This window comes from Klebsiella sp. CN_Kp104 (assembly GCF_040064515.1).
Lineage (GTDB): Bacteria > Pseudomonadota > Gammaproteobacteria > Enterobacterales > Enterobacteriaceae > Klebsiella > Klebsiella aerogenes.
Genome location: NZ_JBEAII010000047.1, coordinates 25,726 through 39,993 on the forward strand (window position 1 = coordinate 25,726; position 14,268 = coordinate 39,993).

The 14,268-nt window shown below is 58.2% G+C and carries 12 protein-coding genes; 9 read left to right on the forward strand and 3 right to left on the reverse strand.

All coding sequences use genetic code 11. The features are described from left to right. Positions 1-9: 9 nt before the first annotated feature. From ABLU80_RS24685 to ABLU80_RS24710, 6 genes are all read left to right on the forward strand, one after another. Complete coding sequence (locus ABLU80_RS24685) at positions 10-654, forward strand: DUF4310 family protein (RefSeq protein WP_015368573.1); 645 nt, start codon at positions 10-12, stop codon at positions 652-654. A gap of 112 nt (positions 655-766) precedes the next feature. After that, on the forward strand, positions 767-1,900 hold the full coding sequence (locus ABLU80_RS24690) for an amidohydrolase/deacetylase family metallohydrolase (RefSeq protein WP_213796461.1): 1,134 nt from the start codon (positions 767-769) through the stop codon (positions 1,898-1,900). Further along, entirely contained in the window at positions 1,884-3,002 is a 1,119-nt protein-coding gene (locus ABLU80_RS24695) for a DgaE family pyridoxal phosphate-dependent ammonia lyase (protein WP_015368571.1), read from the forward strand. Before ABLU80_RS24690 ends, ABLU80_RS24695 begins: the two co-directional genes overlap by 17 nt. After that, positions 2,999-3,739 carry a KDGP aldolase family protein gene (locus tag ABLU80_RS24700; protein WP_020079796.1) on the forward strand — a complete coding sequence of 247 codons (741 nt, stop codon included), beginning with the start codon at positions 2,999-3,001 and terminating at the stop codon, positions 3,737-3,739. The genes ABLU80_RS24695 and ABLU80_RS24700 overlap by 4 nt, the downstream gene beginning before the upstream one ends. Before the next feature lie 66 nt (positions 3,740-3,805). Further along, positions 3,806-4,957: a lactonase family protein gene (locus ABLU80_RS24705; protein WP_015368569.1), complete on the forward strand. Its 1,152-nt coding sequence runs from the start codon at positions 3,806-3,808 to the stop codon at positions 4,955-4,957. 22 nt (positions 4,958-4,979) lie between these two features. Then, complete coding sequence (locus tag ABLU80_RS24710) at positions 4,980-6,890, forward strand: BglG family transcription antiterminator (protein WP_260842096.1); 1,911 nt, start codon at positions 4,980-4,982, stop codon at positions 6,888-6,890. A gap of 17 nt (positions 6,891-6,907) precedes the next feature. Here ABLU80_RS24710 and nrdG read toward each other — a convergent pair whose 3' ends face one another. The 3 genes from nrdG to ABLU80_RS24725 all read right to left on the reverse strand — a co-directional run bounded on the left by nrdG (position 6,908) and on the right by ABLU80_RS24725 (position 10,919). Further along, positions 6,908-7,372, reverse strand: a complete 465-nt coding sequence (gene nrdG, locus ABLU80_RS24715; protein WP_032715486.1) for an anaerobic ribonucleoside-triphosphate reductase-activating protein — start codon at positions 7,370-7,372, stop codon at positions 6,908-6,910. Positions 7,373-7,679: 307 nt separating this feature from the next. After that, positions 7,680-9,818: an anaerobic ribonucleoside-triphosphate reductase gene (gene nrdD, locus ABLU80_RS24720; protein ID WP_015368566.1), complete on the reverse strand. Its 2,139-nt coding sequence runs from the start codon at positions 9,816-9,818 to the stop codon at positions 7,680-7,682. Between the two features lie 357 nt (positions 9,819-10,175). Continuing rightward, positions 10,176-10,919: a MurR/RpiR family transcriptional regulator gene (locus ABLU80_RS24725; RefSeq protein ID WP_348850564.1), complete on the reverse strand. Its 744-nt coding sequence runs from the start codon at positions 10,917-10,919 to the stop codon at positions 10,176-10,178. Between the two features lie 261 nt (positions 10,920-11,180). On the opposite strand from ABLU80_RS24725, the gene ABLU80_RS24730 reads away from it, so the two are divergent. The 3 genes from ABLU80_RS24730 to celB all read left to right on the forward strand — a co-directional run bounded on the left by ABLU80_RS24730 (position 11,181) and on the right by celB (position 14,265). Next, the gene (locus ABLU80_RS24730; RefSeq protein ID WP_020079792.1) at positions 11,181-11,489 is read left to right on the forward strand and encodes a PTS sugar transporter subunit IIB; all 309 of its coding nucleotides are present in this window, start codon (positions 11,181-11,183) and stop codon (positions 11,487-11,489) included. 89 nt (positions 11,490-11,578) lie between these two features. Next, positions 11,579-12,886, forward strand: coding sequence for a 6-phospho-beta-glucosidase (locus ABLU80_RS24735; protein WP_059444019.1), 1,308 nt, complete (start codon positions 11,579-11,581; stop codon positions 12,884-12,886). Between the two features lie 26 nt (positions 12,887-12,912). Continuing rightward, positions 12,913-14,265, forward strand: a complete 1,353-nt coding sequence (gene celB / locus ABLU80_RS24740; RefSeq protein ID WP_230250472.1) for a PTS cellobiose transporter subunit IIC — start codon at positions 12,913-12,915, stop codon at positions 14,263-14,265. The last annotated feature ends 3 nt before the right edge of the window (positions 14,266-14,268 follow it).

Below are 14,268 nucleotides of genomic sequence, written 5' to 3' on the forward strand. Positions count from 1 at the left end.
AGCCTGATAATGGAACAGAATAAAGGTTTTTGGTATGCCGACTGGTCGTTCCCGATCTTTGTTGGCCTGCTCTCCTCCGGCGTCTTCGCCGGGACGCACATGTACTATCTGTACGGCATCGGCGCCTTTAACGAAGTGGCCTTCGTGGCGATGTTGAAGGCAGGGATTGATACCGGCGCGTACGGCGCGGTGGCGGCATTCGGCGCGAGCTTCCTGTTCGCCCGCATCATCGAAGGTTCGCTGGTGGGGATTCTGGATATCGGCGGCGCCATTCAGACCGGTATCGGCCTCGGCGTACCGGCGCTGCTGCTCGGCGCGGGCTTTGTCTTCCCGGTGGCGAACTTCGCCGCGTCGCTGGCAACCGGCCTGATCCTCGGCCTGGCGGTCGGCTACATCATCATTCTGGCGCGTAAGTTCACCATCAACCAGAGCGATTCCACCTACGGCGCCGACGTGATGATGGGGGCCGGTAACGCCTCCGGCCGCTTCCTCGGTCCATTGATCATCCTCAGCGCGATGACGGCGTCTATTCCTATCGGGATTGGTTCTTTGGTTGGCGCACTGCTGTTCTACATCTGGCAGAAACCGATCACCGGCGGCGCCATCCTCGGCGCGATGATCCTCGGTTCCATCTTCCCGATTGCGATTAGCTAATCGCCCGATGGCGCCGCGCTTATCGGGCCTGCAAGTCAGCGCGATTTGTAGGCCGGATAAGGCGGTACGCCGCCATCCGGCAACAGATTCACTCTTTCATCAGGAGATAGCTATGTTTGATTTACTCCTGCGCCGTGCGCGCCTCGTCGACGATACCCTGACTGATATCGCCATCCAGGACGGGAAAATCGCGGCGCTGGGCGAGATTAGCGCGCCCTCCCGTAAAACCATTGAGCTGAACGGCAAGGTTTACGTCAGCGCTGGCTGGATTGACTCTCACGTTCACTGCTACCCGAATTCACCAATTTATCACGATGAGCCGGATAGCGTCGGCATCGCCACCGGCGTCACCACCGTGATTGATGCCGGCAGCACCGGCGCCGACGACGTCGATGACTTCTATCAACTGACCCGTAAAGCGGCGACGGAAGTTTATGCGTTGCTCAACATCTCCCGCGTCGGGCTGATTGCGCAGAATGAGCTGGCGAATATGGCTAATATCGACGCCGCCGCGGTGAAGCAGGCGGTGCAACGTCATCCTGATTTTATCGTCGGCCTGAAGGCGCGGATGAGCAGCAGCGTCGTCGGCGAAAACGGCATTACGCCGCTGGCGCGCGCCAAAGCCATTCAGCAGGAAAACGGCGATCTGCCGCTGATGGTGCACATCGGCAATAACCCGCCGAACCTCGATGAAATCGCCGATCGGCTGAGCAGTGGCGACATCATTACCCACTGCTATAACGGCAAGCCGAACCGTATTCTTAATCCTGCCGGCGAGCTGCGCAGCTCCATTACTCGCGCTCTGCAGCGCGGCGTGCGCCTCGATGTCGGCCACGGTACCGCCAGTTTCAGCTTTGAAGTGGCGCGTCGGGCGATTGCGATGGGCATTCTGCCGCACACTATTAGCTCCGATATTTACTGCCGTAACCGTATCGACGGCCCGGTGCGCTCGCTGGCGCTGGTGATGTCGAAATTCCTCGCCATCGGCATGACCCTGCCGCAGGTCATTGACTGCGTGACCGTTAGCGCCGCCGAGGGGTTGCGTCTGACGCGTAAAGGGCGCCTCGAAGAGGGCTTCGATGCCGATTTAACGCTATTTAGCCTGCAGCATCAGCCCACGTTGCTGGTGGATGCCGAAAAAGAGAGCCTGCAGGCTGACAACATTCTGGTGCCGCTGGCCGCGATTCGCGCGGGCAAGGGCTATCTGACCGAACAAGGGAGCGCGGAACATGCCTTCGATTTTTGAGAAATACCATTTAAAACAAGTTATTAACACTTCTGGCCGAATGACGGCGCTGGGCGTTTCCACGCCGCGCCCGGAAGTGGTTGAAGCCGCGATGGCCGGTATGAACCAGTACTTTGAAATGAAAGACCTGGTGAATAAAACCGGCGAGTACATCGCCAAACTGCTGGATGTGGAAGGGGCGACCGTTGTCTCCTGCGCGTCGGCGGGGATTGCCCAGTCGGTCGCGGCGGTGCTGGTGAAAGACAGCGACTGGCTGCTGGAAAACTTGCACGTTACCCCGATTGAAAATAACGAAATCGTGTTGCCGAAGGGCCACAACGTCAACTTCGGCGCGCCGGTTGGCACCATGGTGGCGCTGGGCGGCGGTAAGCTGGTGGAAGCGGGCTACGCCAACGAATGTTCTGCCCAACAGCTGGCGGCGGCGATCACTCCGCGCACCGCGGCGATTCTGTACATCAAATCCCACCACTGTGTGCAAAAAAGCATGCTTAACGTCGCGCAGGCCGCGGAAGTGGCGCGCCAGCATAACTTGCCGCTGATCGTCGATGCGGCGGCGGAAGAAGATTTGCAGTGCTACTACCGCATGGGCGCCGACCTGGTTATCTACAGCGGCGCGAAAGCGATTGAAGGGCCGACCAGCGGGCTGGTCATCGGCAAAACGCAGTACGTCGAGTGGGTTAAGCGCCAGTCGATGGGGATTGGCCGGGCGATGAAAGTGGGTAAAGAGGGCATTCTCGGCCTGACCTGCGCCATTGAACACTACCTGACGGCGACCAAAGAGAGCGGCCAGCAGATGGTGGACAAGATGACGCCGTTTATCGAACAGCTCAACACTCTCAACGGCGTGACCGCGCGGGTGGTGTGGGATAGCGCGGGCCGCGATATCGCCCGCGCCGAGATTAAATTTGATGAAGCGACCACCGGCGTGAATACCGGCGATCTGGTTAACGCGCTGAAGCAGGGCGAATACGCCATTTACTTCCGCGGCTATAAAGCGAATGAAGGCATTATCGAAGCCGATGTCCGCAGCGTGAACGCGCAGCAGCTGGAGGTGGTCGCTCGCCGCATCGCAGAAGTTCTGAATAAGGAGAAAAAAGCATGAAACTGACCCCAAACTTTTACCGTGACCGCGTGTGCCTGAACGTACTGGCGGGCAGCAAAGACAACGCCCGTGAAATTTACGACGCGGCGGAAGGTCACGTACTGGTCGGCGTGCTCTCCAAAAACTATCCGGACGTCGCCAGCGCGGTGGCCGATATGCGTGAATACGCGAAGCTGATTGATAACGCGCTCTCCGTCGGGCTGGGCGCAGGCGATCCAAACCAGTCGGCGATGGTGAGCGAGATTTCTCGCCAGGTGCAGCCGCAGCACGTCAACCAGGTCTTCACCGGCGTGGCTACCAGCCGCGCGCTGCTCGGGCAGAATGAGACCGTGGTGAATGGCCTGGTCTCGCCGACCGGCACGCCCGGAATGGTGAAGATCTCAACCGGCCCGCTGAGCAGCGGCGCGGCGGATGGGATTGTTCCGCTGGAAACCGCCATCGCGCTGTTAAAAGATATGGGCGGCAGCTCTATCAAATACTTCCCGATGGGCGGCCTGAAGCACCGCGCCGAGTTTGAAGCCGTCGCCAAAGCCTGCGCCGCGCACGATTTCTGGCTGGAACCGACCGGCGGTATCGATCTGGAAAACTACAGCGAGATCCTGAAAATCGCCCTGGATGCCGGCGTGAGTAAAATCATCCCGCATATTTACAGCTCGATTATCGATAAAGCCAGCGGCAACACCCGCCCGGCCGATGTGCGCCAGTTGCTGGAGATGACCAAACAGTTAGTGAAGTAGTGCTCTTGCCCCTCACCCTCAAAGGGTGAGGGGCAACTTATCCCACCGAACCATCAAGGAGTTACCATGCCAACCGCTCGTCACCTGCTTGTTGCTTCACTGTCTTTGCTTGCCGCCGGCGCCGCCGCGCAAACCCACTACGCCTGGATTGGTACCTATAATCCTAATGGCGAAGGTCTGTATCGCTTTACCGTCGATGCCAAAACCGGCGCTCTGCGCGATAAGGCGCTGGTGAGCTCGTTGCCGAACGTCGCGCAGTTAACCGTGTCGCGCGATGGCAAAACGCTGTATGCCGCCAGTGAAGTCGAAAAAGGCGTGGTGCAGGCGTGGCGAATTGACAAGAACGGCGAGCTGACGGAACTCAACCAGGTTGCCTCCGGCGGCGCCGGGCCGGTGTATCTCTCCCTGACGCCGGATGGTAAATATCTGTTGGTGGCCAACTATGTTAGCGGCAGCACCGCCGTGCTACCGGTGAAAGAAGATGGTAGCCTGGGCGAGGCGGTGGATGTGCATCAGGATGAAGGTCCGGCCGGCGCCGAACGTCCGGCGGCGGCCGTCGAGGGCAGCTTTGCCATTAGCGATCACAATGGCCCTCACGCCCATATGATCGCCGCGGATCCCAGTGGGAAGTTTGTTTACTCCACCGATCTCGGGCTGGATCGGATCTATCAGTACCGGCTGGATAGCGCCAGCGGTAAGCTGACGCCGAACGATCCGCCGTTTATCGCCGCCTCATCGCCGGGAGCCGGCCCGCGCCACTTCGTCTTTACGCCAAAGGGCGACGGTCTGTGGCTGATTAACGAAGAAGCGTCGACGCTGACCTTCTATCATCTTGATAAGCAAAGCGGCCTGCTGCGCGAAGGCAAAACCGTCTCCGCGCTGCCGAAAGAGTATAAGGGCACCAGCTTTGCCGCGGGCCTGGTGTTGAGCAACGATGGCAAACAGCTATATGTCGCCAACCGCCTGCATAACAGCATTGCCCACTTTAGCGTGCTGGCTGACGGCAGCCTGAGCCACCAGGAGGATATCTGGACGCGTGGGGATTACCCCCGTACGCTGACACTGGATAATCAGGGGCAGTGGCTGTACGTCATGAACCAGCGTAGCGATAATATTACCCGTTTTAGCGTGGCGCCGAAGGATGGCAAATTAACCTTTGCCCCAGACTACACGCCGGTCGGTAGCCCATCGCAGATGGTGATATCCGCCCAACCCTGAGCCGTAACAACAAGGAACTGACATGCGATTTCCCAACCAACGCTTAGCGCAACTCTTCACCCTGCTGCGAAATGAAACGCTGCCGCAGGATGAACTGGCGCAGCGGCTGTCGGTTTCTACCCGTACCGTGCGCGCCGATATCACCGCACTGAATGCGCTGTTGGCGCAGTATGGCGCGCAGTTTACGCTCAACCGCGGTAGCGGTTATCAACTGAAAATTGACGATCGGTCGCGTTTTCAGGCGCTGGAGGAGACGGCGCCGAAGACGCAGCACGTGCCGCGTACCGCCCAGGAGCGCATCCACTTTTTGCTGGTGCGTTTCCTGACCTCGGCGTTCTCCATCAAGCTGGAAAATCTGGCCGATGAGTGGTTCGTCAGCCGCGCCACGCTGCAAAATGATATGGTCGAGGTGCGCGAGCGCTTCCAGCGTTATCAGTTGACTCTTGAAACCCGCCCGCGCCACGGCATGAAGCTGTTCGGCAGCGAGGTATCGATTCGCGCCTGCCTGACCGATTTACTGTGGGAACTGACGCTGCAGGGCGGCATGAATCCGCTGATTAGCGCCGAGGCGCTGGAAGCGGATGTTCCTGCGCAACTGGAACCGGTGCTGCAGGAGACGCTCACCCGGCATCATATTCGCCTCACCGATGTCGGCGAGCGCTTTATCTGCCTGTACGGTGCGGTCGTGGTACGCCGCGTTAGCGAAGGCTATCCGCTGGCCGATTTTAGCGCCGAAGATGTGGCGCAAAACGTCCGCGACGCGGCGCGCGATTTGGCGGGGGAGCTACAGCGGTTGGCCGGAAAACCCTTCTCGCCCGCCGAGGAAGAGTGGCTGTGCGTGCATATCGCCGCCCGCCAGGTACAGGATGTCGATCCGGAAACCATCAGCGCCGACGATGACGAAGCGCTGGTCAATTACATTCTGCGTTACATCAACAGCCAGTATAACTACAACCTGCTGGACGACGCCCAGCTGCACGCCGATCTGCTGACCCACATTAAAACCATGATCACCCGCGTGCGCTATCAGATAATGATCCCTAATCCTCTTCTCGATAACATCAAACAGCACTATCCGATGGCATGGGATATGACACTCGCCGCGGTATCGAGCTGGGGCAAATACACGCCTTATACCATCAGCGAAAACGAAATCGGCTTTCTGGTGCTGCATATTGGCGTCGGGCTGGAACGCCACTACAACATCGGCTACCAGCGCCAGCCGCACGTACTGCTGGTGTGCGATACCAGTAATGCGATGGTGCGGATGATCGAAGCGATCCTGCAGCGTAAATATCCGCAGTTGGCGATCGCCGCTACCATTTCCCAGCGTGAATATGAGCAGCGGGAGGCGATCGATGAGGATTTTGTTATCTCAACGGTACGGATCGGCGAAAAAGACAAACCGGTGGTGACCATCGCGCCGTTCCCCACCGATTACCAGTTAGATCAGATTGGCAAGCTGGTGCTGGTGGATCGCACCCGTCCGTGGATGTTGAATAAATACTTCGATGCCGCCCATTTCCGGGTGATCGATAAGCCGATAGATCAGCAAACGCTGTTCGCCGAGCTGTGTCAGCAGCTGCAGCAGGAAGGCTTCGTCGATGCAGAATTTCATGATTCGGTGGTCGAGCGTGAAGCGATTGTCAGCACCATGCTGGGCGACGGTATTGCGCTGCCGCACGCCCTCGGCCTGTTAGCGAAAAAGACGGTGGTCTATACCGTGATCGCCCCGCAGGGTATCGCCTGGGGCGACGAAACCGCCCATATCATCTTCCTGCTCGCTATCAGCAAGAGCGAGTATGAAGAGGCGATGGCGATCTACGATATTTTCGTGACTTTCCTGCGCGAGCGCGCCATGAGCCGCCTTGCCGCGACCCGTAGCTTCGATGAGTTTAAAACGGTGGCGATGGAGTGCGTCAGCCGGTTTTGAGAGGCTGACGGAGGGGATTAACGCAAATGATGCACGACCTGGTTGCTGCTGCCGCGCCAGATAAGCGCCGGGTCTTTTAAATCCTGCACAAACTTACCGTCGACCAGCACGTTAATCAGGTTCACGACTTCCATCTGCCCGGCGTTCAGTTCGTCAATCTTATAGCCGGTCCAGACCCAGATATCTTTACCGGGGCATTCGGCGCGTACGCGCTGCACCAGTTTGAGGATCTCCGCGACGTTTTGCGGATGCAGCGGATCGCCGCCGGAGAGTGAAAGCCCCTGGCGTTTAATGCGGGTATCGTTGAGGTCGGCGATGATGCGGTCGGCCATCCCGGTTGTGAACGGCATACCGGAATTTACCCGCCAGGTGCTTTTGTTGTAGCAGCCGGGGCATTCGTGGACGCAGCCGGAGACAAACAGGGTGCAGCGGGTGCCGGGGCCGTTGACGATGTCGACGGGGTAATACTGGTGATAATTCATTGTTTCCTCTTCTCATTTGCCGCTGCAGCGTCGTTGGCTGCGCTCGCTCGCCCGGGTCACTTACTCCAGTAAGCTCCCCGGGACTTACTCGTTTGCCGCCTTGCTACAACGCCAACTGATTTGAGGAAACCCACCAGGCTGTCTGGGATTCCTTCGTTTACCGCCTTGCTCTGACGTTAATTGCTTTGCGAAAACGAAGGAGTGCGGCCATTTCCTGGCGTCGCTGCGCTCGGCCGGGCTACGACAGTGGTAGTGGTAGCCCGGATAAGGCGCTGCGCGCCGCTATCCGGGAAAAGCGCATTGGTCTTTAACCAATCTGCCCATTGCCCAGGTGCTTCACGCGGCGCTTCACTTCTTCCTGCTTGCCGGCGTTGAACGGACGCGCGTCCGGGCTGCCGAGATAACCGCAAACCCGGCGGGTCACCGATACGCGGGCGGCGTCGTGGTTGCCGCATTTCGGGCAGGTAAAGCCCTTGCTGGTGCACTCGAACTCGCCGGTATATCCGCACTCGTAGCATTCATCGATCGGCGTATTGGTGCCGTAATACGGTACGTGCTGATAGCTGTAATCCCACACGTCTTCCAGCGCCTTGAGGTTATGCTGGATATTCGGATATTCGCCGTAGCAAATGAAGCCGCCGTTGGCCAGCGGCGGATACGGCGCTTCAAAATCGATCTTGTCGTACGGGTTAACCTTCTTCTCGACGTCGAGATGGAAGCTGTTGGTGTAGTAGCCTTTTTCGGTCACGCCCGGTACCACGCCGAATTCGGCGGTATCGAGGCGGCAGAAGCGATCGCACAGGTTTTCGCTCGGCGTGCTGTACAGGCTGAAGCCGTAGCCGGTCTCTTCCTTCCACTGTTCAACGGCGTCGCGCAGACGCTGAACGATGGCGATGCCTTTTTCACGCAGCGCTTCGCTATCGTACATATGCTGATTGTTGTACAGCGCGTTGATGGTCTCGTGAATCCCGATGTAGCCCAGGGAAATGGACGCGCGGCCGTTCTTGAAAATTTCCGCGACGTCATCGTCGGCTTTCAGACGCACGCCGCAGGCGCCTTCCATATACAGAATTGGCGCGACGCGGGCTTTCACCCCTTCCAGACGGGCGATACGGGTCATCAGCGCTTTGCGCGCCAGCAGCAGGCGCTCGTCCAGCAGCGCCCAGAAGGCGGCTTCGTCGCCTTTCGCTTCCAGCGCGATACGCGGCAGGTTCAGGCTGATAACGCCGAGGTTGTTGCGCCCATCGTGTACCTGTTCGCCGTTCTCGTTTTCCCACACGCCGAGGAAGCTACGGCAGCCCATCGGCGTTTTAAACGACCCGGTGACTTTCACTACCTGATCGTAGTTGAGAATATCCGGGTACATGCGCTTGCTGGCGCACTCTAACGCCAGCTGTTTGATGTCATAGTTCGCATCGCCGAACTTATGGTTCAGGCCGTCGCGAATGGCGAAGACCAGTTTCGGGAATACCGCCGTTTTACGGTTTTTCCCGAGGCCGGCGATGCGGTTGCGCAGAATCGACTGCTGGATCAGGCGCGACTCCCAGCTGGTGCCGAGGCCAAAACCAAAGGTGACGAACGGCGTCTGGCCGTTGGCGGTATGCAGCGTGTTGACCTCATACTCCAGCGACTGGAACGCGTCGTAGCACTCTTTTTCGGTCCGCGTACGGGCATAGCCTTCGGCATCCGGGATCTGCCACTCTTCGGCAATTTTACGATGCTTTTTGAAGCTCTCGGTGACGAACGGCGCCAGCACTTCATCGATACGGTTAATGGTGGTGCCGCCGTAAATATGGCTGGCGACCTGGGCGATAATCTGCGCCGTGACCGCGGTGGCGGTAGAGATAGACTTCGGCGGCTCAATTTCGGCATTGCCCATTTTAAAGCCGTGAGTCAGCATGCCTTTCAGGTCGATCAGCATGCAGTTGAACATCGGGAAGAACGGCGAATAGTCGAGATCGTGGTAGTGGATCTCGCCGCGCTCGTGCGCCTGCACCACATCGCGAGGCAGCAGGTGCTGGCGGGCATAGTGTTTGGCCACGATACCGGCCAGCAGATCGCGCTGGGTCGGGATCACTTTACTGTCTTTGTTGGCGTTCTCGTTGAGCAGCGATGAGTTGGTTTGCTCGACCAGACCTCGAATTTCCTGGTTCAGACGGCCGCGCTTTTCACGCTCGATATCGCGATCGTGGCGATATTCGATATAGGCGCGCGCCAGCTGTTTCCACGGGCCGGACATCAACTGGTTTTCCACGGCGGTCTGGATGTCGTTGATATCGACCTGCGCGCGGCCCTGCATTTGCTGGCTAACGACTTCTGCGACGGTGGCGCAATAGTCTGCGTCATCGACTCCCGCTGCTTTAGCTGCACGCAGAATTGCTTCTTTAATGCGCTCTGACTTGAACGGCACTTTACAGCCATCACGTTTCATCACATGCGGTGTCATGATCACTCCATATATAGAACAGGTTATCCACAGAGGCGGAAGATCTCCCAAAAGCGCGCCACGCTACGACTAGCGGCGTTTGCCTTCGGATCCGGCCCTTTTTATCCACATCTCATCACCGCCCAACAACGACAAGATATGGTGACATAATAGACGATTAATACAATATGTAGGGCCGAGGCGCATTTTAAGTTCTATATGTAGTGATTTGCATCAAAGATGTTTGCGATTTTATTGACCCAGAACAAGGTAAAAAGGTGAGAGTACGGATGATGGGCGCTGGCGTGAAATGTAAATTTAGGCGCTTAAAATATAAGCAAAAATGGGGCCCGATCGTGAAGGGAACGGGCAGAATATTCAGGCAATCAATGTATCGTTAAGCAGATCGACAAGCAGCAGCAGGGCGTAGCGGGCATGCTGCGGGTTGACGGGCAGGGGAAGCACGGCGCTGGCCATATCCGCCAGCGCGTGCTGTTCCGGGGTCAGAGCGATAATCGTCACCCCCTGCGTACGCGCCTGCAGCGTCGCGCTCTGTAATACGGCATTGGCTTCGGCGGTGGCCAGCACCAGCAGCAGGTGATCGTCATTAAGGGTACTGGCGGTCATTCGCATCAGCGCCGCATCCTGGCAGAGATTAATCGCGATACCGGATGGCAGCAGTTGGTGCTGCAGCAGCGCCGCCAGCGCCACATCCTGGGTGCCGAGGGCGAAGCAATGCACCGCGCGGGCGCTCAGCAGGCGCGATTTGCACTTCTCCAGCGCCGCTTCGGCGGTGTGGCCGAGCTGACGGGTTAGCGTATCGCCGAGGCTGCTAAGTTTGTCGCGCCAGGCGACGGGCAGGGTGGCGCTATCCGGAGTGAGCCAGCTGGCGCGCCGTTCGCTGGCCTGCGCCAGCTGTTTGCGTAAATCACGAATATCATCACAACCTACCGAACGGGCGAAGCGGGTGATGGTGGCCGGGCTGACCCCCGCGCTGGCGGCCAGTTCGTCAATCGAGGCGCTGGCGGTAAAGCTAAGATTTTCCAGAATAAAGGCGGCGACGCGCGACTCCTGAGCGCTAAAGCGGACCAATCCGTCCTGTAGTTGACCTACGATATCCATCCTGATGTTCCCTTTGGCAGTACCCGGAATTGAAAATATTTTTCACTTAGTGAATAGCCGTTTTTATAGCATCTGCGCAGAATATTTCCTATGTCTGGCGTCGATATTTCGCAATGACATGAGGAAATAATGCACAAAAATTGAGCCTCGATCACATCGATGAAAATTATTTTCATATAGCCTTCACTATCACACAATATTAACAATATAGTCGCGCAGGTCGTGAAGGCTGAAGCGATAAACACGCAAAGGGGAAGCGCAATGCCACGAATCGTACTCTGTTGTGCCGCAGGCATGTCGACCAGCATGCTGGTGAACAAAATGAAAGCGGAAGCTCAGCAGCGCGCGCTGGCGCTGGAAATCTATGCCGTAGCGGTGGCGGAATTTGAACGCGAACTGCCGAACGCCGATGTCATCCTGCTCGGGCCGCAGGTCAAATACGAAGCCGGACGGCTAACCGCGCTGGCGGCGCCGCAGGGTAAAGCGGTGGCGGTGATTGATATGGCCGACTACGGCATGATGCGCGGCGCCGCGGTGCTGGATAAAGCGCTGGCCCTGCTTGAACGCTAATTTTCTAATCCCATTTTTATCACCCTCACGTGCGGTCCTGGCGATCGCGCGCGGCGATCTGCATGCCGAAAATGCGAATAGAGGTCACTATGCAAGCACTGAAAATCGCCGTTATCGGCGGCGGCAGCAGCTACACGCCGGAGCTTATTGAAGGGATTATCGTTCGTTATGAACAGCTTCCGGTCACCGAACTGGCGCTGGTGGATGTCGAATCCGGCAGGGAAAAGGTTGAGATCATTGCCGCGCTGGCCCGGCGGATGTTGAAACATAAAGGGCTGGAGCAGGTGGCGGTCAGCGTCCACTTTACGCTCGATGAGGCGATCCGCGGCGCCAGCTTTGTGCTGACGCAGCTACGCGTCGGGCAACTGGCGGCGCGCGCCGCGGATGAACGGCTGGGTCTCAAATATCATCTATTGGGCCAGGAGACCACCGGCGTCGGCGGCTTCGCCAAGGCGCTGCGGACGATCCCGGTGATCCTCGAAGTTGCGCGCAAAGTGGAACAGCTGGCGCCGGAAGCGTTCATTCTTAACTTTACCAACCCGGCGGGGATCGTCACCGAGGCGGTCAGCCGCTACAGCACGGCGAAGATCATCGGCCTGTGCAACGTGCCGATCAACATGCAGCACATGATCGTCGGGATGTTAGGCGCCCAGGAGTCCGAAGTAAAACTGCGCTTTGCCGGGCTCAACCATATGGTTTGGGTGCATAAGGTGCTACAGGGGCGCGAGGATGTCACCGGCAAAGTGATCGATATGCTCTGCGACGGTAAGGCGCTGTCGATGAACAACATTAAAGAACTGCCGTGGCCGGCGGAATTCCTCCGCGCGCTGAAGGCGATTCCGTGCCCTTATCATCGTTATTTCTGGCTGACGCCAGCGATGCTGGCGGAAGAGATCGCCGCAGCGAAAACCAAAGGCACCCGCGCCGAGCAGGTGATGAAGGTCGAGCAGGAGCTGTTTGCGCTGTACGCCGACCCGCAGCTGGAAGAAAAACCAGAGCAGCTGAGCTTTCGCGGCGGCGCTTACTACTCGGAAGTGGCCGTTGAGCTTATCAATGCGATTCACAACAACCTGGGCGTGGAGATGGTGGTAAACACCCGCAACAACGGCGCGATTCACGGCCTTGATGATGATGCGGTGGTGGAAACCAACAGCATTATTGATGCGCAAGGGGCAAGGCCGCTGGCTTTCGGCCCGCTGCCGCCGGCGATGAACGGCCTGACGCAGCAGGTGAAGGCCTTTGAAAGGCTGACGATTGAAGCCGCGGTACACGGCTGCCGCGAGAGCGCGCTGCTGGCGCTGGTGGCTAACCCGTTGGTCGGTAACGTCACCGATGCCCAGGCGCTGCTGGATGAAGTGTTAACGATAAACCGTCAATGGCTGACGCAATTTAACTGACCGCTATTTCCCCTCGGGAGTACACCATGTCGAATACAAGCTGGATTGAACGTTACGTCATGCCGGCGGCGCTGAGAATCGCCGGGCAAAAGCACGTCCTGTCGGTACGCGATGGCATCATTCTGAATATGCCGTTTATGCTGATTGGCTCGTTTTTCCTGATTTTCGCCTACCTGCCGATCCCCGGCTATGCCGACATGATGAGCGGCCTGTTTGGCGAGGTCTGGCGCGATAAAATGCTGTACCCGGTGAAAGCGACCTACGACATTATGGCGCTGATTTCCAGCTTCGGCATCGCCTATCGGCTGGCGGAGAAGTACCGCACCATCGACCCGCTGAGCGCCGGGGCGATGTCGCTGGTGGCCTTTGTGATGACTATCCCGCAGAACACCCTCTTTACCCCGGTACACGGCGCGGCGGAGGTGATTAAAGGGGTGATCCCGGTGAGCATGGTCGGCAGCCAGGGGCTGTTTGTCGCTATTGTCATTTCGCTGCTGTCGACGGAGATTTATCGTTTGGTCGCCAGCCGCAATCTCGTTATCCGCATGCCGGACGGCGTGCCGCCGGCAGTGGCGAAATCTTTCCTCGCCCTGATCCCCGGCTTCTGTGTTCTGGCGGTGGTGCTGGCGCTGCGCCTGGCGGTTGAGGCCTCGCCGTTCGGCGACATCAACAGCATGATCGCCACCCTGATCGGTATTCCGATGCATCACGTCGGTGGTACGCTGCCGGGGATGATTATTTCGGTGATAGTGATCGGTATTTTGTGGACGCTGGGCCTGCACGGCGACGCGATTGTGCTGGTATTTATTCAGCCGGTGTGGCTGTCGAATATGTCAGAGAATCTGACGGCCTTTCAGAACGGCCAGCCGATCCCGCATATCATTACCCAGCAATTTTACGATCTGTGGATTGCGCCCGGCGGCACCGGCGCGCTGCTGGGGCTGGTGATATTTATGTTGCTGCGCAGCCGTAGTCAGCAGATGAAACAGCTGGGGAAAATTGCCGCGCCGGGAGCGTTGTTTAACATCAGCGAGCCGATGGTATTCGGCATCCCGCTGGTGATGAACCCGTACTTCTTCCTGCCGTTTATTTTAACGCCGGTGCTGCTGGTCATCGTGTCCTATACCGCAATGGCGACCGGGCTGGTTGCGCCGCCGGCCGGAATCGCGCTGCCGTTCACTACGCCGATCTTCATCAGCGGCTATCTGGCGACCGGCGGCCATATTTCCGGCACCATACTGCAGGTAGTGAATTTAACTATTTCGCTGGTGGTTTACTATCCGTTCTTCCGCGCCTGGGATCGGCTGAAGGCCAAAGAGGAGCACGCCTCAGCGCAGCCGCAGGAGAGCGTTATCCTTCCTGACGCTGACCGCGCGTAAACT